This is a genomic window from Nitrosomonas sp., from assembly GCF_020852615.1.
Lineage (GTDB): Bacteria > Pseudomonadota > Gammaproteobacteria > Burkholderiales > Nitrosomonadaceae > Nitrosomonas.
In genome coordinates this window covers 18,711-37,833 of record NZ_JADZAJ010000021.1, presented here as the reverse complement: position 1 = coordinate 37,833, position 19,123 = coordinate 18,711, and the positions used below count along the sequence as shown (strand labels likewise).

Genomic DNA, 19,123 nt, shown 5'->3' with positions numbered 1-19,123 from the left:
ATTGCCTTTTCTGTGTAACGGGCAAGGTTCGTTCGATGATTGCGGGGTGGAATGATGGCCGAAAAAACAAACGACGAAAAACTTTTGTATTGTTCTTTTTGTGGAAAGAGTCAGCGAGAGGTCAGGAAACTGATTGCCGGGCCCTCCGTATTCATTTGCGATGAATGTGTCGATCTTTGTAATGACATTATTCGTGAGGAAATTCAGGTTGATGAAACTGCCAAACTGACTAAAACCAGCCTGCCAACCCCCCATGAAATTTGCGAGACACTGGACCAGTATGTTATCGGGCAGGAGTCTGCAAAAAAAATACTTTCTGTTGCCGTCTACAATCACTACAAACGGTTAAAAAACCTGTCGAAGACCAGCAGCAGTGATGATATCGAGCTTTCCAAGAGCAATATTCTGCTGATAGGGCCCACTGGATCCGGTAAGACTTTGCTGGCGCAGACGCTGGCAAGGTTGCTGGATGTTCCGTTTGTTATTGCTGATGCAACAACACTGACAGAAGCCGGATATGTTGGTGAAGATGTTGAAAATATCATTCAGAAACTGCTGCAGAAATGTAACTACGATGTAGAAAAAGCGCAGCGTGGCATTGTATACATTGACGAGATAGACAAGATTTCGCGTAAATCGGATAACCCTTCCATTACACGTGATGTTTCAGGAGAAGGCGTGCAGCAGGCGCTTCTCAAGCTGATTGAGGGAACAACCGCCATGGTACCGCCCCAGGGCGGGCGTAAACACCCTAACCAGGAATTTGTCCAGATTGATACCACCAATATCCTCTTTATTTGCGGCGGGGCGTTTGACGGTATCGATAAAATTATTCGAGGACGTTCCGAGAAAAGCGGTATCGGGTTTGGTGCGGATGTCATCAATCAGAGTGACCGTAGAGAGCTGAATAAAATCTTGAGGGATATTGAGCCGGATGATCTGGTTAAATACGGCCTGATTCCGGAATTTGTTGGACGTTTGCCGGTAGTGGCCACATTAAGCGAACTGAATGAAGTGGCGCTGATTCAGATTCTGGTTGAACCTAAGAATGCCCTGATCAAACAGTACAGCAAGCTGTTTAATATGGAAGGCGGAGTTGAACTGGAGTTTCGTGAACAGGCTCTGGTGGCAATTTCCAGGAAAGCGCTTGCCCGTAAAACAGGTGCCCGCGGATTGCGCTCTGTACTTGAAGAAACGCTGCTGGACGTTATGTACGACCTGCCTTCAATTGAGAATGTTTCCAAGGTGGTTATTGAAAGCGGACCCAATGGTGATGAACTTCAGCCCATCATAATTTATGCGGAAAAACCCAAGCTGGCCAGGGGTTCGAAATAAATTTCCGTCTTTTATTGGAATTTAATTTTTTAACGGATGGTGGATACTTGCTCTTTCAGAATGTCACTATATCTTCGCCAAACCATGTTTCCCGCAAGGAATGAATGACATGACATCGGATATGATCGACACCAAAGAATCAGGTGAGCTGGATTTACCTTTGCTCCCGTTGCGGGATGTAGTTGTTTTTCCACATATGGTTATCCCGTTGTTTGTGGGACGTCCCAAATCCATTAAGGCTCTTGAGATTGCAACAGAAGCAGGAAAAAACATTCTGCTGGTTGCACAAAAATCAGCAGCCAAGGATGATCCTGCTCCTCAGGATCTTTACAAGGTCTGCTGTGTTTCAAGCATTTTGCAAATGCTGAAACTGCCGGATGGCACGGTTAAGGTGCTGGTCGAGGGAGGTTATCGGGCTGAAATTGAATTATTTAGTGATTCTGAAACTTCGTTTTCAGGGAGAGCTGTTCGCATCATCGCTGACGAAACAGATACTCCGGAAATTGAAGCATTACGGCGCGCACTCCTTTCTCAATTTGACCAGTACGTTAAATTAAATAAAAAAATTCCGTCGGAAATTCTTGCATCCCTGACCGGAATTGATGAAGCCGGGCGCCTGGCTGATACGATTGCTGCCTATCTGCCATTAAGATTGGAGCAAAAACAGGAAATTCTGGAGATTTTTGAAACTCAGCCGCGCCTGGAGCGTCTGCTTGGCTTGCTGGAAGCTGAGCTGGATATTCTCCAGGTGGAAAAACGCATTCGCGGCAGGGTAAAGCGCCAGATGGAAAAAAGTCAGCGTGATTATTATCTGAATGAGCAGGTAAAGGCCATTCAGAAGGAGCTGGGGGAAGGCGAAGATGGCGCTGATCTTGAGGAAATTGAAAGAAAAATAAAAGCAGCATCACTTCCTAAAGAAGCGCTTGCCAAAGCTGAGTCAGAGCTGAAAAAGCTGCGATTAATGTCTCCTATGTCAGCAGAGGCGACAGTCGTGCGGAATTATATCGATGCACTGGTTGCGCTGCCCTGGAAGCAAAAGACCAAAATCAGCAAGGAACTGAAACAAGCTGAACTGATCCTTGATGAAGATCATTACGGTCTGGAGAAAGTCAAGGAAAGGATTGTCGAATACCTTGCAGTGCAGCAGCGTGTTGCTAAATCCAAAGCCCCTATTCTTTGCCTTGTTGGTCCGCCTGGCGTTGGTAAAACTTCGCTGGGACGGTCCATTGCGCATGCCACAAATCGTAAGTTTGTCCGCATGTCTCTGGGAGGGATGCGTGATGAAGCTGAAATTCGCGGGCATCGCCGGACTTATATTGGTTCCATGCCCGGTAAGATTTTACAGAGTATGACGAAGGCAGGTGTCAAGAATCCATTGTTTTTGCTGGATGAAGTTGACAAGATGGGTATGGATTTCCGGGGAGATCCTTCATCAGCTTTGCTGGAAGTGCTTGACCCTGAGCAGAACAACACGTTTGTCGATCATTATATTGAAGTGGAATATGACCTTTCAGATGTCATGTTCGTTGCTACCGCAAATACACTTAATATCCCGCCTGCATTACTGGATCGCATGGAGGTTATTCGGCTTTCAGGCTATACCGAAGATGAAAAGCTGAATATCGCTAAACGCTATCTCCTGCCAAAACAGATGAAAGATCATGGCCTGGGTGAAAATGAATTATCCGTTTCAGAATCGGCGTTGCGTGACATTGCCCGCTACTACACGCGTGAAGCAGGCGTGCGCTCAATGGAAAGAGAAGTTTCTAAAATCTGCCGGAAAGTCGTCAAGACCCTGTTGATCAAAAAAGGCAAGGAAAAGATTATTGTTAATTCACGTAATCTCGATAAATATTTAGGTGTGCGCCGTTACGCCTATGGTGTGGCTGATGAAAAAAATCAGGTTGGCCAGGTTACCGGTCTGGCCTGGACGGAAGTGGGTGGGGAACTGCTCAGAATTGAGGCGGTAGTGCTGCCTGGTAAAGGGAAAACAATTACAACCGGTAAATTGGGCGAAGTCATGCAGGAATCCATTCAGGCTGCGTTATCTGTGGTCAGAAGCCGTTCCAGGGTTCTGGGGATACCTGATGATTTTTATCTGAAAAATGATATCCATATTCACCTGCCTGAGGGGGCCACGCCTAAGGATGGGCCCAGTGCCGGTATTGGTATTTGCCTGGCGATGGTATCAGCGCTAACTAATATCCCTGTCCGCGCATCTGTTGCGATGACGGGTGAAATTACGCTTAGAGGAGAAATTCTTCCAATTGGGGGGCTTAAGGAAAAGCTCCTGGCTGCGCATCGTGGCGGAATAAGTACCGTGCTGATTCCTGAAGATAATGTAAAGGATTTGAATGAAATCCCTGTAAACGTAAAAAACAGGCTGCATATCAGACCGGTGAAATGGATTGACCAGGTGCTGGATATTGCGTTGGAACACAAGCCGGAAATGCTGTCATCGGATATTTCCGGCCAGATTATTCCATCTCCCACTCCCTCTGAAGAAAGGGTAACGAGCACTCAATCAATCAAACACTGATTATTAGTTACCCGGAAAGTGAAGGGGTGCTTTGAGAAAATTTCGAAGTACCCTTTTTCTGTTTTTGAAGCAGCTTAAGCAAGGTTGGGTATCGCAATAGGATTTCCCCCTTATTTTTACAGTCAATCCGATAGTAAATTCCCCGCCCGCTTGATAGAATCCCTGCTTCAATCCTTAAAAAGAATCCCAAAGAATATTGATTGATTCACTCAACAGACGTAGTGAAATGGCAGCTGTTTGTTTTTAAAGTACCTGAGTGGCATCGTATTTTTCTGATGATTCTGGCTCTGATACAAACCGGTCATAAAAATACAAAGAGAGAGACCGGGTTCCGAAAGCCATGGACAAGATTTTTTATTCACATTTACTAGGAACCATAATGACTACAGAAAGCTTTCGTCCTGAGAAAAAAATTACTACATTTTATCCGCCCCAGCGTACCTTGTTGGGACCGGGGCCATCTGATACTCACCCACGGGTTTTATCCGCATTGGCACGCCCGACGCTGGGTCATCTTGATCCGGTATTTACCGAAATGATGGAAGAGATGAAAGGGCTGTTGCGGTATGTATTCCAGACAACTAATTTGTTGACTTTTCCTGTTTCCGGGCCAGGTTCGGTTGGGATGGAAATGTGTTTCGTCAACATGATCGTGCCCGGGGACAAGGTTATTGTTTGCAGAAATGGTGTCTTTGGTGGAAGGATGATCGAGAATGTTGAGCGCTGTGGCGGAATTCCCCTGGTAGTGGAAGATAAATGGGGTGAACCGGTTGATCCGCAGAAAGTGGAGGACATGCTGAAAAAAAATCCGGATGCCAGGATTATTGCATTCGTACATGCTGAAACTTCCACGGGAGTCCAGTCGGATGCAAAGACCATTGCCCAGATTGCGAGAAAGCATGATTGTCTTACGATCATGGATACGGTTACATCGCTGGGCGGGACACCTGTATATATGGACGGGTGGGATATTGATGCGATTTATTCCGGCAGCCAGAAGTGCTTGTCCTGCCCTCCGGGATTATCTCCGGTCAGTTTTTCGGAAAGGGTGGTAGACCTGGTCAAGAACCGTACTGAGAAAGTACACAGCTGGTTCATGGATATTAGCCTGCTGCTCGGTTATTGGGGAGCTTCCCGTACCTATCATCATACTGCGCCGACCAACTCTCTGTATGGATTGCATGAGTCGCTGGTGATGTTGTATGAAGAGGGGCTCGAGCGTTCCTGGGCAAGGCATCGCCGTAACCACGAAGCATTGAAAGCCGGGCTGAAAACACTGGGAATCGAATATGTTGTGGCTGAACCATACCGCTTGCCACAGTTGAATTCTATTCATGTTCCCGCCGGTGTTAATGAAAAGGAAGTGCGTCGCAGGCTGCTGGATGACTACAATCTGGAAATTGGTGCCGGGCTGGGTGATTTTGCAGGAAAAATCTGGCGAATCGGATTGATGGGTAATTCGAGCAAGATTGAGAAGGTTATATTCTGTCTGGACGCGCTGGAACAGGTACTGGCCGATTTAGGTATGAAAGTCGATAGAGGAGCGGCATCTTCTGCCGCGTATCAGTACTACGCCACGCGTTCTGTTTCAGCGTAATTAATCGAAAGTACAGCTGTATAAGCCGGGATGGCGAGTTTCTTCGGGGTATCTTGAAGAATTCGTCATCCTGGAAAAAAGAGCAGTACGTTAGCTTCACCGTTTCCGTTCATCTCCCGGAATGTTTCAGATAACCCGTACACCGGTTTTCTATTCTGTTTCTGCCGACAATTAGTAACGATCATCTGTATCTCTGGCGACCTTGTTGGCTGGCCCCATGAGTGGCGTTGCTGTTCGCTGCCCCCGCTCTCCCGAATTTCTTTCAACCCGGATACAAGATATGCCTATCACCAGACTGGAGCCATGTTCACTTGGTTTAACGATTGATCCTGATGCCCTGGAGTTTCCAGATACGTCAGCCCTGATTGATCAGCCACTTGACTGGATAGGCCAGGAACGTGCCAGACAGGCAACTTATTTCGGTCTGGAAATGGAGCATCCGGACTACAACCTTTTTGTGCTGGGTGAGACTGGCAGTGGCAGATCCTCCCTGTTGCGGCAGGCAATGACAGAGGTGGCCGCTCGTAAAGCACCTCCTCCCGATCTGTGCTACGTGCATAATTTTGCTGTGCCGGAGCGTCCTCTGGCCTTGCGTTTGCCGGCAGGCAAGGGAAGCTGGTTGCGACAGCAGCTTGCACAAGCTGCAGATCGTTTACTGCAGGAAATACCGGGGCGCTTTAATGAGAATGATTTTAAGGCGGAAATGAGCCAAATTGAAAAGCGCTTCAAGCTGGAAGAAGCGCATCATTTTGAAGAGCTCAGTACTTTTGCGGAGACATTGCATTTTGCGCTGCGACGTGAATCCGGGCGATTAGTGTTTACACTTCTGGGTGAATCCGGAAAGTTGCTGGCCGAAGAAGAAATACTGGCGTTACCGAAAGAGCAGAGAGCAGCCATTGATCAGGATGAGCAGTCACTACGCAGCGAAATTACATCGTATCTGCAAAAGATTCGTACTCTGGAACAAAGCCGGGATAAGGCATTTGCTGCACTATGCCAGAGCTGGATTGAGCCGTTGCTGGATCAGATACTGAATTGGGTGACAGAAGGGCTGGATCCATCTTTTTCTGATTACCCCAGGCTGGAACAGCATCTGCATAACATCAAACACGATATTCTCGAAAATCTGGATTTGTTCCAGCTGGCGGATGTCAGTGAAGATAAAAACCCGGGAGAGCTGAAGCTGTTATTTGAACGCTACCGGATTAATGTGGTGGTAGATAACCGGGACGAGCTTAGCGCGCCGGTTGTAATCGATGAGAACCCATCATTTAAATCACTGATTGGCAGCATCGGCTATCAGTCAGTGGAAGGTATGCTGGTTACGGATTTTACCCGCATTCGTGCAGGCAGCCTGCTGAAGGCGCACGGCGGTTTCCTGATGTTACATCTGGATGATTTGCTGGTTGATGCTTACTTGTGGGAGAAATTTTGCCGCTTGCTGCGTAATCACCTGTTACAGATTGAAGAGCCCTGGGTGGCCAATGTATCAGCACCGGTTGTACCAATTGAGCCAGAGGCTGTAAAAATTGATGTCAGGATTATCCTGATTGGTTCACGTGAGCAGTATTATGCAATTCAGGAAGAAAATCCTGAACTGGCACGGCGTTTCCGGATAAAAGTTGACTTTGCCGCTGCTTTTACAGCCAGCACGCAGGCTTATCGTGCTTTGTCTGTTTTTATTGCTCACATTTGTCAGCAGTCGTGTTTACCGCATTTTTCACGTGAGGCAGTGGCGTCGGTATTGAAAACCTGTCATAGAACAGCCGAAGATCAAAAGCGATTAAGTGCAAATTTCAGCCACACGGAAATGCTGGTTGTAGAAAGCGCGCTGCAGAGTAAAACGCGCGGGAGCCATGTTGTTGAAGTTCGGGATGTTACAACTGCACGCCAGGCCAGAACATTACGGCACAATTATCCGGATCAGTGTGCACAGGAAGCAATTGCCGACGGGGATGTAATTATTACCGTGCATGGTGAAAAAATCGGGCAGATTAATGGCTTGAGCCTGATTGAGATGGGGGATCACAGTTTCGGCATTCCAAGCCGTATCACAGCGCATACTTTTGCCGGGGAAGATGGCTTGCTTAATATTGAACGTGAAGTTGGCATGTCCGGACCGATTCACGACAAGGGCGTGTTTATTCTGCAAAATTTTTTATCTGCGCTGTTTCACCATAATGCACCACTGGCATTTAATGCTTCAGTGGTATTTGAGCAGGAATATTATGGGGTAGAGGGTGATTCTGCTTCCTGTGCGGAGTTGTATGCGTTACTGTCAGCTTTATCAGGGCTACCGTTCCGGCAGGGTATTGCCATCACCGGTGCGATTAACCAGTATGGCGAGATGCTTCCAATAGGGGGCGTTAATGAGAAGATTGAAGGTTTTTTCAGAGTTTGTGAATCAGCCGGGCTTGATGGTACGCAGGGGGTACTGATTCCGGATCGCAATTGCCGCCATCTCATGCTGGACGATGAGGTGGTGGATGCAGTATCGAAAGGCATGTTCCATATTTATGCCATTAGCCATATGCAGGAAGGTCTGGAACTGCTATCTGGTCTGCCGGCCGGAGTCAGCAGCGATACTGAATTGTATGAAATTGTCAATTATCCGCAGGATACGGTACTGGGTTACGCGCAGAAAACGTTACGTGCTTATCGTATGGCCTGTCAACAGACACCGCAGCGGGTAAAGATGCCGCATAAGCGGTCAGGTGAGCATACAGACAGGTAATTTCTGCTGGAAAAATCTGGAGAAGAGTAATCAGAGCAATGCATTAACTTCCAGCAGATCATCTTCGTCCAGATCACCTGCGTCAGCTTTCAGCTGGAGTCGGGCCATCAGATAGTCGTAATAGGCCCGGGCCAGATCTCTGCGAGCTGAGAAGTACTGCTGTTGCGCGTTGAGCACATCTATTTCCATGCGAACCCCCACTTCCTGGCCCAGCATAGTCGAGTCCAGCTGGCTGCGGCTGGATGTCAAAGCCCGCTTCAGTGCTTTGATCTGAGCAATACCATTGGTCACGTTAAGGTAGTTCTGGCGAACCTGCAAAGCGACAGTACGTCGTGTGTTTTCCAGGTCCTTGCGTGCCTTATCCCGGTTGGCCAGAGACTCTTTTACACGAGACTGCACCGACAGTCCCTGAAAAATGGGAACAGTCAATTGTAACCCCACCGTTTTACTGGTGAGATCAATTCCCCGACCGGTAAAAGCGCCTCCCACACCACTCTGATCGTTATATTGCGCGACCAGATCAAGCGTTGGGTAGTGGCCTGCTCTGGCGCGATTGATAGCCTGCTCGGAAATCTCATAGGCGATACGCTGTACTTTCAGCTGGAAATTTTTTTCTTCCGCTAATTTTACCCACTCGTCCATTTCTGCATGAGGCAAGGTGAGCGGATCAGCAATAATTTTATCCAGACTGGCATTTTGCAGATCATCAGGCAGCCGGTTGATAAGAACCTGCAGTGCACGCTGACTGATTTCCAGCTTGTTTCTGGCCGCTATTTCCTGGGACAGGGTTAAATCGTAACGTGCTTCCGCCTCGTGAGTATCCACGATGGTGGAAACACCCACTTCAAAGTTTCGTTGAGCCTGTTCCAGTTGACCATGAATCGCCTTTTGCTGGGATTCGACAACTTCAAGATCTATTTTTGCCTTGAGAACATCGAAATAGGCTTGTGCAACCCGTAAAACCAGATCCTGGGCTGCAATGACGAACTGCGCATCTGCCTGCGCCACCTCGTTTTTTGACTGCTGATAAATGATGAAATTTTCAAAGCGGATAATCGGCTGGGTAAGTGCAACCGTGTATCCACGATTTTTAATTTCTCTGGTTGGCCCCTGGCCGGTGTCAACATACTGGTTTTGAGCAACACCTGTCAGGCGGATATCAGGTAACAATCCTGCCCTGCCCTGAGGAAGCCGCTCCTGTGCCGCCACATAAGCGGCACGAGCGGCGCCATATTGTGCATCTTCTTCCAGCGCCTCGCGGTAAATCTGTATTAAGTCTGCTGATTGTAACTGTCCGCAAGAGCATAAATACAGCAGCAAAGCAAGACTCCGCAAACTTTTCATCATCTTCGTATTTTTACGGCCTGATGGTTGTTACTGGAGTTATCAAGCAATTAGTGAGGGGACTTCAAAAATGGAACTGCTCACGCTGCAATGCATTTTTGAGTGGTGCGGTACAAGTTTCAAACAGGCGTGTTGAGCTGTAGTTGCCTGGTGAAGTGCAGGTAATCAATGTTGCTTCCATCATTGGCTCTTCGCCAATAATGGCAAACAGCCGGCCTCCCGGTGCCAGACTTTGCTGAAACCCTTCTGGTAAAACCGGAGTGGAGGCTGTCAGGACAATAACATCATAGGGCCCATGGCCGGGCCATCCACGCGAGGCATCTCCCTTTTCAAGAGTGATATTGGTAATGTCGTGTGTCTGTAAATTGATATGTGCCATGGCATGAAGTTCAGGCACGATTTCCACGCTATGGACATGGGCACCGAGTTTTGCCAGTAAGGCGGTCATATAGCCTGTTCCAGTGCCAACTTCGAGAATCTTGTCAGTTTTTTTGATGTGCAGTTCCTGGAGGATACGTGCTTCCATTTTAGGCGTTAGCATGACGGCATCATGCTCCAGCGGGATTTCCATATCTGTAAACGCCATGAAGCGGTAGGCAGCCGGTACGAATTCCTCACGTTTGATTTCATATAACAAATCAAGGACCTCCTGATTCAGCACATTCCAGGTTCTGATTTGCTGTTCCACCATATTGAAGCGGATTTGTTCGAGGTTCACCATAGTCTTGTCGTTCTGTGATTGATGAAAGAATCGGGCTTGCAATTATTCCATATTTACTTTAGCTTGGCAGCCTTGGCTGGGGGTCCGCGCTCACAGGAAGCTGTGAAGCCGGTGAGAGAGTCCCTTAATACCTGATGCGGATAACGCCGCCGGAGGGAAGCTGGGGGTTGCCTCCTGCTCCTTGCGGCAATCTAAGGAGCATAGCATGAAAACACCTATTTCCAGGCTGGAAAAATTTACCAGTGACAGTGCCCGGGTAGATACGGCAGCGGTACAGCCGCTGCCCGGTTCACGTAAAATTTATATTCAGGGTTCGCGTGCAGATATCCGGGTGCCCATGCGCGAAATTACCCAGTCGGATACCGCTACCAGTCGTGGAGCAGAAAAAAACCCGTCAATTTGCGTCTACGATACCTCAGGTCCTTACACAGATCCTGATGCCCGCATAGATATCCGCCGCGGTTTATCTGCTTTGCGTGAAAAATGGATTGCAGAGCGCGGCGATACTGAAATTCTTACCGGATTATCTTCAAGCTACAGTCTGAGGCGGTTGCAGGATCCTTCTCTGGCAGAAATGCGCTTCAACCTGACTCGCCCGGTTCGGCGTGCCAGGAGGGGTGTCAATGTGACCCAGATGCACTACGCCAGACGCGGCATTATCACACCGGAGATGGAATTCATCGCACTCCGGGAAAATCAGCGCAGGGGACAGTTTTCTGAGCTGGTGGAAAATGAGCTGCTGGATCGGCAGCATCCCGGACAGAGTTTCGGTGCTGCGATTCAGAAATGGATCACACCGGAGTTTGTGCGTGACGAAGTAGCGCGCGGACGTGCCATTATTCCTGCCAACATTAATCATCCAGAAACGGAGCCGATGATTATTGGCCGTAATTTTCTGGTCAAGATCAATGCCAATATCGGTAATTCCGCACTGGGTTCCAGCATTCAGGATGAAGTGGAAAAAATGACCTGGGCAATTCGCTGGGGAGGAGATACGGTGATGGATCTGTCCACCGGAAAGAATATCCATGAGACGCGTGAATGGATCATTCGCAACAGCCCGGTTCCGATTGGGACGGTGCCGATTTATCAGGCGCTGGAGAAAGTCGATGGCAGAGCGGAAGAGCTGACGTGGGAGATATTCCGCGATACGTTAATCGAGCAGGCAGAACAGGGAGTGGATTATTTTACGATCCATGCCGGTGTGCGGTTACCATTTGTGCCAATGACGGCTAAACGCATGACAGGTATTGTTTCGCGCGGTGGTTCTATCATGGCGAAATGGTGCCTGGCGCACCATAAGGAGAGCTTTCTGTATACGCATTTTGAAGATATCTGCGAAATCATGAAAGCTTATGATGTCAGTTTTTCACTGGGGGATGGATTACGCCCCGGCTCGATTTATGATGCCAACGATGAAGCTCAGTTTGCGGAACTGAAAACACTGGGTGAATTGACTGAAGTCGCCTGGAAACACGATGTGCAGGTAATGATTGAAGGACCGGGTCATGTGCCCATGCACCTGATCCGGGAAAATATGGATCTGCAGCTCAAATATTGCCATGAGGCGCCTTTTTACACCCTGGGGCCACTCACGACCGACATTGCTCCCGGTTATGATCATATTACTTCAGCAATTGGTGCTGCCATGATTGGCTGGTATGGCACGGCTATGCTGTGCTATGTCACGCCCAAGGAACATCTTGGCCTGCCGGATAAGGATGATGTCAAGGATGGTATCATTGCCTACAAAATTGCCGCGCATGCTGCCGATCTGGCCAAAGGTCACCCCGGTGTGCAAGTTCGGGATAACGCACTTTCCAAAGCACGCTTCGAGTTTCGCTGGAGTGACCAGTTTAACCTGAGCCTTGATCCGGATAAAGCCAGGGAATTTCATGATGAAACCTTGCCACAGGAAGGCGCCAAGCTTGCCCATTTTTGCTCGATGTGCGGCCCTAATTTCTGTTCGATGAAAATTACCCAGGATGTGCGTGACTATGCGGCACAACAGGGAGTCTCTGAAGATGAGGCGCTGCAAAGAGGGATGGCCGGAAAAGCGAATGAGTTCATTGAAAAGGGCGGGGAGCTTTACAGCAAACAATGACGGTTTCCCGCAACTTATTTGAGTAAAACTGATGGGGTGTTATGGATTGGCTGCTGCTTTTTAAAGCATTTCTGCTTGGCATCGTTGAAGGGGTGACCGAGTTTTTACCGGTTTCTTCCACCGGCCATCTGATAGTGGCGGGTGATTTGCTCAATTTCAATGATGACAGGGCAATGGTTTTTACTGTGGCCATTCAGCTGGGGGCAATTCTTGCAGTCTGCTGGGAATATCGGGAACGACTGATAAATGTGATTCGGGATTTGGGGACCCGGCAGGCGAATCGCTTTGTACTGAACCTGTTTATTGCTTTTTTACCAGCAGCGGTATTGGGTTTGCTGTTTATCAAAACGATAAAGCATTACCTGTTTCATCCGATGCCGGTTGCGTTTGCGCTGATCATTGGCGGTATTTTGATCCTGTGGGCAGAGCAGCGTGAGCACAGGGTGGAAGTTGAAGCAGTGGACGATATGGGCTGGAAACATGCGTTGCAGATTGGTTTCGCACAATGTCTGGCGCTGGTTCCGGGCACTTCCCGTTCTGGTGCAACGATTATCGGCGGGCTGCTTTTCGGCCTGTCACGCAAAGCTGCCGCAGAGTTTTCTTTCTTCCTGGCAATCCCGGTCATGTTCGCAGCCACATTTTATGATGTCTATAAGCATCGGGAATTTTTACATATTGACGATCTGGGGATGTTTGCGGCGGGGTCTGTTGCTGCTTTTTTCAGTGCGCTGATGGCAATACGCGGGTTTATTCGCTATGTCAGCCATCACGACTTCAGCTTGTTTGCGTGGTACCGGATTGTTTTTGGTCTGGTAGTCCTGCTGACGGCGTATTTTGGTGTGGTTGACTGGACGACCGTCTGATTAGCCTTGAATCCATGGCAACCTGGCAGCCTGCCAGCCGGATTGCTGTCCGCGATGACCATTTTCATCCCTGTCACCTTCAAAACCTTCCAGGATGTTGTAGCAATTGGTAAAGCCATTCTGGCTCATGATGGTTGCAGCCTGATCAGACCGCCCGCCACTGCGACAGATAAACAGTAGCACATCGTTGTCTGTTATCCGGCTGGTGAGCTGATCCAGAAAACCGGGATTGGGCTGCATTCCGGGATAAGTCAACAGCTCGACTTCGATTGCTCCGGGAACCCGCCCCACCCAATCCAGCTCGGCACGACACCGTACATCCACGATTCTGGCTTCTGGTATTGCCTGCAATACAGCATACGCTTCGGATGGCAGCAGTGCGCCTTTGTAGATTGCTCCCATGTCTTCTGCCCGTTCCTGAGCGGTTTCCAGAATTTGATTAATATCGTTCATTTGAAAATGTTGTATGAAACTTGGATGGGGTGTAACGTTGTATAGCGTTTTCTATCGGAACAACTGGTCGCCAGCCTGTTCAATTAAATGCTTTCGGCTTTCTGAATGATGACGTCTTCCAGTGGCACATCCTGATGCTCGGCAAAACGGCCTGTTTTTACTTTTTTGATGGCATCCACCACTTCCTTGCCTTCTGTAACTCTGCCAAATACGCAATAACCAAAACCTTGCGGTGTCATGCTGGTGTGATTGAGAAATTTGTTATCAGCGACATTAATGAAAAACTGTGCAGTGGCAGAATGCGGGTCGCTGGTGCGAGCCATGGAAATCGTATAAGCCTCGTTACCGGAACCCAGCGCTGCTTCATTCTGGATAGGGGCCTGAGTTAATTTTTCTTTCATTCCAGACGAATAACCTCCGCCCTGGATCATGAAACCGTCGATCACGCGGTGAAACAGGGTGTTGTCATAATGTCCGCTGTTAACATAGCGCAGGAAATTTTCAGCGGTGACAGGTGTTTTATCACTATCAAGCTCCAGAGTAATAACACCATAGTTCGTATGTATTTTGACCATTTAATTTTTTATCCTGAATTAAGGGTTGCCGGGATTTTCCGGGTGTTGTGGGGTTGAAAGCAGTTTGATACTTTCGATTACGATCATTTTTTGAGGGGCATCACGGTTAAAGGGTCCGCCTGCTCCTGTGGGGGAGCCGGCAATTTTATTGACCACATCCATGCCACCGGTCACTTTACCAAAGACCGTGTAACCATATCCTTGCGTTGTGGGTGCGGTGTAATTAAGAAAGTGATTATTGGCGACATTGATAAAAAACTGTGACGAAGCAGAATGCGGATCGCCGGTACGCGCCATTGCAATAGTGCCAGTCTCGTTTCTGAGTCCGTTGTCGGCCTCATTTTTAACGGGTGGCCGGGTCGGCTTTTGAGTGTAGTTCTGATCGAACCCGCCTCCCTGAATCATAAATCCGGAAATCACTCGATGGAAGATTGTGCCGGTATAGTAATCATCTTTGACGTAATTCAGGAAATTCTCAACTGTGGCAGGGGCTTTATCAGAATAAAGCACTGCCTGAATGGTACCAAGGCTGGTTTTGATCTCAACTGCTGGGTTGGCAGCAAAAACAGGCGCTGCCGGAACCAGCAGGAACAGGATAAAACAAAAGCCGGAGATCAGAAGCGATTTTGCCGGACGGGCAGCCTGCTGTTCAAAGGGGGGTGTTTTCATTATGTTATACTCACGCGATTTTGCTCCTGACTCTTTCAGGTAAAGGGTTGTTGTTAAACCTCCCGATTCTATCAATAAAATAAACACTTCTACAATCTAACCCTCTTTCTTGCACGTTTTCTTGATGCTTAAAATTTACGATACGCTTACCCGGTCCAAGCGTGAATTTATCCCCGTAATACCTGGCAAAGTCGGCATGTATGTGTGTGGCATGACTGTTTATGATCACTGTCACCTCGGGCATGCTCGCGTACTCGTCGTGTTCGACAGTGTGATGCGCTGGCTGCAGACACTCGGTTACAAGGTGACTTATGTTCGTAATATCACTGATATTGATGACAAAATTATTCGGCGAGCACTGGAAAATCATGAGCCCTTTGACGCACTGACTGCCCGTTATATTCAGGCCATGGAAGAAGACGCGGCAGCACTTGGTGTAATCAGCCCATCTTTTGAGCCGCGTGCCACCCGGTATATTGACAGCATGATTGCAATGATTGAATCCTTGCTGAGTAAGGGACTGGCTTATGTGGCCGGTAATGGCGATGTGTTTTATGACGTCAGGCATTTTTCCGATTACGGCAAGCTTTCCGGGAAATCACTTGATGATCTGCGTGCCGGTGAACGCGTAGAAATTGACACCAATAAACGGGATCCACTTGATTTCGTGTTATGGAAAGCAGCTAAACCCGATGAACCCAGCTGGGATTCGCCGTGGGGCAAGGGCCGCCCGGGCTGGCACATTGAATGTTCAGCCATGAGCGACCATTATCTGGGTGAGCAGTTCGACATTCACGGAGGGGGGCAGGATCTGCAGTTTCCTCATCATGAGAATGAAATCGCCCAGAGTGAGGGGGTACATGGGCACTCCCATGTAAATTACTGGATGCATAACGGTTTTGTGCGGGTAGACAATGAAAAAATGTCCAAGTCGCTGGGTAATTTTTTCACTGTACGGGAAATACTGGCTCGTTATCAGCCTGAGGTTGTCCGTTTTTTTATTGTGCGTGCACATTATCGCAGCCCGCTCAACTACTCGGATGCGCATCTTGATGATGCCAGAAACGCACTGGGGCGCCTGTACACCGTGTTGAAGAATCACACATCTCCCGATTCAGAGATAATGACCGCTTCAATTGACTGGGAGAATGATGACTATGCCAGGCGTTTCATGTCGGCGATGAACGATGATTTCAACACCCCGGAGGCGGTTGCCGTACTGTTTGATCTGGCAAGTGAAGCTAACCGGACAGGTGATGCGCGTTACGCAGAAATGCTTAAAATGCTGGGTGGGATACTGGGGCTGTTACAGCAATCGCCACAGCACTACCTGCAGCAATCCGCTTTTCAGCAGGATAGCCGGTACACCGCTGAGGAGATTGAAAACATGATTCAGCTGCGATTGCAGGCACGAAAAGAAAAGAATTTTGCGCAGGCAGATACACTGCGTCAGCAGCTGGCAGAGGCTGGCATTGTTCTGGAAGACGGGCCGCAGGGGACGACCTGGCGGCGACAGTAGTGTGGAATTATGCGTAACCTGTCAGGGCATCTGCCAGATATACAATACTGCGCCACTGAAGTCATGCAGCCTGATACACCGGTCAGGCATCACACCGGGAACTGCAAAAGTATTGCTGATGAAAAGGCTGCCGGGGTGCATTTCCCGGCGAGCTTTTTCCCATAAGCGGGGCATAGGTACGGGAGAGAGGTAGGCATAAACCACATCGTATCCTGATAAGTCATGCTGCCAGATACTTTCCCATTCAAACCGGCAATTTTGCCCGGACAATAACGCTCTCAGTTTGCTGATCCAGCAAGGCAGCACGGCAGTCTCGATACCGTGATACCTGCCGTGAGGTAACATGCGTGCCAGTTTGCATATCAGCCCGCCGCACCCGGATCCCAGATCGACCAGTTTGAACCGGCAATCTTTCGGCAGTAGTTCTGCCAGCGTACTGACTGCTTCCCGGCTGGACAGAAAAAGTGGCACCCGGGTGTGATGGATCCTGCCAAAAAACAGCATGAGTGTGATAAATCCGGCCAGATACCAGTATGCCGGTAAATTAAGCGTGACGATTGCCGACAGCAATCCCGGGAAGAATAATAAATGGATAGCCGCCCACCAGACGGGCAGATGAAACAGATAATAACTCGCCAGTGCAGCAAGTAATCCCTGCAGCCATACTGCATGCAACAGGGTGATTGGCCATGGCAGAACCATCCCCATCAGGTATGCAGTCAATACACTGCCCAGCAGAATTGCGAAAGTTTTTTTCAGCAACGGCTCGGAAGTGCTGTGCTGATACCGCTCAGTTTGGTGCAGCATTATCCTTGTTAATTATTTTTGAATTCACTTCTTCATTGTTACGGATATCCACTTCCCCCAGATTTTCGCGGGTAATGGCATCTTCAGCCTTCTTGTTCATAACAATGATGCTGATCCGGCGGTTAAAGGGATTGAACGGATCTTCCCGGTCAAACATGACTGCAGAGGACAGCCCGACCACACGCAACATTTTTTCCGGATTCATGCCACCGGCAATCAGTTCCCGCCGGGAAGCGTTGGCACGATCTGCCGACAGCTCCCAGTTGCTGTAGCTTTTTTCTCCGGCGGGATAAGGAGTGGCATCAGTATGCCCGGAAAGGCTGATTTTATTGCCGACGTCATTCAGCATCTTGCCGATCTCACGCAGAATTATTTTGGTGTAGGACTGTAATTCCGCTCTGCCAATCGCAAACATGGGGCGGTTTTTTTCATCCACAATCTGAATACGCAAACCTTCCGAAGTAATATCGAGCAACAGCTGGCTCTTAAATTTGTTGAGATCCGGATTATTGTCGATGGCGTCTTCTATCTTGTCCTTGAGTTTTTCCAGCTGTTCCCGCTCAACGCGATCCTGCAATGCCTGCAATGCATCCATATCAATAGATTGCTTGAGATCATCGAAATCGGTTCGCTTCATCTGGCCGATTTTTTTGCTGATATCATCCCCGCCGCCTTTAATGATGCTGGTGCTGTCGCCACTGCCATCCCCGCCCTGCAGTGCCACTTTCAGCGGTGTCTTGAAATATTCGGCAATACCTTCCTTGTCACCCTGCGTTGTCGAGCCCAGCAGCCACATCAGCAGAAAGAAAGCCATCATGGCTGTTACGAAGTCAGCATAGGCGATCTTCCATGCGCCGCCATGATGCTGTGCCGCCATCTTCTTGATGCGTTTGATGATGATGGGTTTTTGTGAAATATCCTCAGCCATTTGTGGCCTCGTCGTTTGACAGCACGTCAGAAATTGGCAACATCATTTGGCTTTACTTTGCTTGACGTGTTTTTCGAGTTCGATGAAAGAAGGACGCTCGGTAGAGAACAATACTTTTCTGCCAAACTCGACTGCCAGCGCGGGTGCGTAACCATTCAGATTAGCCAGTAATGTTACTTTGATGCATTCCAGCAATTTGCCGGATTCGTGCAGCCGCTGTTCCAGACGACTTGCCAGCGGGCCAATAAAGCCATAGGCCAGCAAGATACCGAGGAAGGTTCCAACCAGAGCAGCCGCAATCAGTTTACCCAGCTCGGCGGGGGGGATACCGACCGATTCCATGGTATGTACCACACCCATTACCGCCGCTACGATACCGAAAGCCGGAAGTCCGTCGCCCATTTTGCTGATGACGTGGATTGGAATTTCACCTTCCTGATGATGTGTTTCCATCTCACCATCCATCAGATTCTCGATTTCCAGCGGGTTGAGATTGCCACCCACCATGAGCCGCAAATAATCGGTAATAAATTCGATGACATGATGATCGGCCAGAATTTTGGGGTATTTCCCGAATAACGGGCTTTTGGCCGGATCATCCACATCCGCTTCAATCGACATCAGTCCTTCCTTGCGGATTTTGCCAAGGATTTCGTAAAGCAGCGTCATCAGCTCCATATAAACAGCCTTGGTATAGTTGGCATCCTTGAAAACATAAGGGAGTGCCTTGAACGTAGCCTTGATAGCCTTACCGGAATTACCGACAAAGAAAGCACCTAATGCGGCGCCTGCAATCATAAGCAGCTCAACCGGCTGTACCAGCGATCCCAGATGACCACCCGCAAGAGCGAAGCCACCAAACACCGAAATAACGACGACTACATATCCAATAATTACCAGCATGACTGAAAAATTCCTTGTAGATTTTCAGATTT

The 19,123-nt window shown here is 48.7% G+C and carries 15 protein-coding genes and 1 riboswitch; of the genes, 7 read left to right on the top strand and 8 right to left on the bottom strand.

Translation table 11 applies throughout. The annotated features are described in order from the left end of the window. Nucleotides 1-54: 54 nt before the first annotated feature. The 4 genes from clpX (at nt 55) to IT527_RS04495 (ending at nt 8,205) form a co-directional block, all read left to right on the top strand. A complete protein-coding gene (gene clpX / locus IT527_RS04510) occupies nt 55-1,335 on the top strand; it encodes an ATP-dependent Clp protease ATP-binding subunit ClpX (RefSeq protein WP_292967239.1) in 1,281 nt (426 codons plus the stop codon). Between the two features lie 109 nt (nt 1,336-1,444). Beyond that, on the top strand, nt 1,445-3,874 hold the full coding sequence (gene lon / locus IT527_RS04505) for an endopeptidase La (RefSeq protein ID WP_292967130.1): 2,430 nt from the start codon (nt 1,445-1,447) through the stop codon (nt 3,872-3,874). 379 nt (nt 3,875-4,253) lie between these two features. Continuing rightward, nucleotides 4,254-5,471 (top strand): alanine--glyoxylate aminotransferase family protein, encoded by a 1,218-nt coding sequence (locus IT527_RS04500; RefSeq protein WP_292967128.1) that lies wholly within the window; start codon nt 4,254-4,256, stop codon nt 5,469-5,471. A 280-nt stretch (nt 5,472-5,751) separates the two neighbouring features. Then, nucleotides 5,752-8,205, top strand: a complete 2,454-nt coding sequence (locus IT527_RS04495) for an ATP-binding protein (RefSeq protein ID WP_292967126.1) — start codon at nt 5,752-5,754, stop codon at nt 8,203-8,205. A 30-nt stretch (nt 8,206-8,235) separates the two neighbouring features. Here IT527_RS04495 and IT527_RS04490 read toward each other — a convergent pair whose 3' ends face one another. Both IT527_RS04490 and IT527_RS04485 read right to left on the bottom strand, forming a co-directional pair. Next, nucleotides 8,236-9,552 (bottom strand): TolC family outer membrane protein, encoded by a 1,317-nt coding sequence (locus IT527_RS04490; protein WP_292967124.1) that lies wholly within the window; start codon nt 9,550-9,552, stop codon nt 8,236-8,238. Between the two features lie 61 nt (nt 9,553-9,613). Further along, nucleotides 9,614-10,270, bottom strand: coding sequence for a protein-L-isoaspartate O-methyltransferase (locus tag IT527_RS04485; RefSeq protein WP_292967122.1), 657 nt, complete (start codon nt 10,268-10,270; stop codon nt 9,614-9,616). 68 nt (nt 10,271-10,338) lie between these two features. After that, a riboswitch (TPP riboswitch) is annotated at nt 10,339-10,445 on the top strand. Nucleotides 10,446-10,475: 30 nt separating this feature from the next. On the opposite strand from IT527_RS04485, the gene thiC reads away from it, so the two are divergent. After that, nucleotides 10,476-12,374 (top strand): phosphomethylpyrimidine synthase ThiC, encoded by a 1,899-nt coding sequence (thiC, locus tag IT527_RS04480; RefSeq protein WP_292967120.1) that lies wholly within the window; start codon nt 10,476-10,478, stop codon nt 12,372-12,374. Between the two features lie 41 nt (nt 12,375-12,415). Then, complete coding sequence (locus tag IT527_RS04475; RefSeq protein ID WP_292967118.1) at nt 12,416-13,237, top strand: undecaprenyl-diphosphate phosphatase; 822 nt, start codon at nt 12,416-12,418, stop codon at nt 13,235-13,237. Here IT527_RS04475 and IT527_RS04470 read toward each other — a convergent pair whose 3' ends face one another. From IT527_RS04470 to IT527_RS04460, 3 genes are all read right to left on the bottom strand, one after another. Further along, nucleotides 13,238-13,690, bottom strand: a complete 453-nt coding sequence (locus IT527_RS04470; RefSeq protein WP_292967116.1) for a rhodanese-like domain-containing protein — start codon at nt 13,688-13,690, stop codon at nt 13,238-13,240. It abuts the gene before it with no gap. Between the two features lie 83 nt (nt 13,691-13,773). After that, entirely contained in the window at nt 13,774-14,265 is a 492-nt protein-coding gene (locus tag IT527_RS04465) for a peptidylprolyl isomerase (RefSeq protein WP_292967114.1), read from the bottom strand. 18 nt (nt 14,266-14,283) lie between these two features. Further along, entirely contained in the window at nt 14,284-14,934 is a 651-nt protein-coding gene (locus tag IT527_RS04460) for a peptidylprolyl isomerase (protein WP_292967112.1), read from the bottom strand. Between the two features lie 124 nt (nt 14,935-15,058). On the opposite strand from IT527_RS04460, the gene cysS reads away from it, so the two are divergent. Further along, nucleotides 15,059-16,453, top strand: a complete 1,395-nt coding sequence (gene cysS / locus IT527_RS04455) for a cysteine--tRNA ligase (protein WP_292967110.1) — start codon at nt 15,059-15,061, stop codon at nt 16,451-16,453. Nucleotides 16,454-16,474: 21 nt separating this feature from the next. Here cysS and IT527_RS04450 read toward each other — a convergent pair whose 3' ends face one another. The 3 genes from IT527_RS04450 to motA are packed head-to-tail and all read right to left on the bottom strand — an operon-like array spanning nt 16,475 to nt 19,091. After that, the gene (locus tag IT527_RS04450) at nt 16,475-17,260 is read right to left on the bottom strand and encodes a class I SAM-dependent methyltransferase (RefSeq protein WP_292967108.1); all 786 of its coding nucleotides are present in this window, start codon (nt 17,258-17,260) and stop codon (nt 16,475-16,477) included. Then, nucleotides 17,244-18,188: a flagellar motor protein MotB gene (motB, locus tag IT527_RS04445; RefSeq protein WP_292967106.1), complete on the bottom strand. Its 945-nt coding sequence runs from the start codon at nt 18,186-18,188 to the stop codon at nt 17,244-17,246. The genes IT527_RS04450 and motB overlap by 17 nt, the downstream gene beginning before the upstream one ends. A 42-nt stretch (nt 18,189-18,230) precedes the next feature. Beyond that, nucleotides 18,231-19,091 (bottom strand): flagellar motor stator protein MotA, encoded by an 861-nt coding sequence (gene motA, locus IT527_RS04440; RefSeq protein ID WP_292967104.1) that lies wholly within the window; start codon nt 19,089-19,091, stop codon nt 18,231-18,233. Nucleotides 19,092-19,123: the final 32 nt, after the last annotated feature.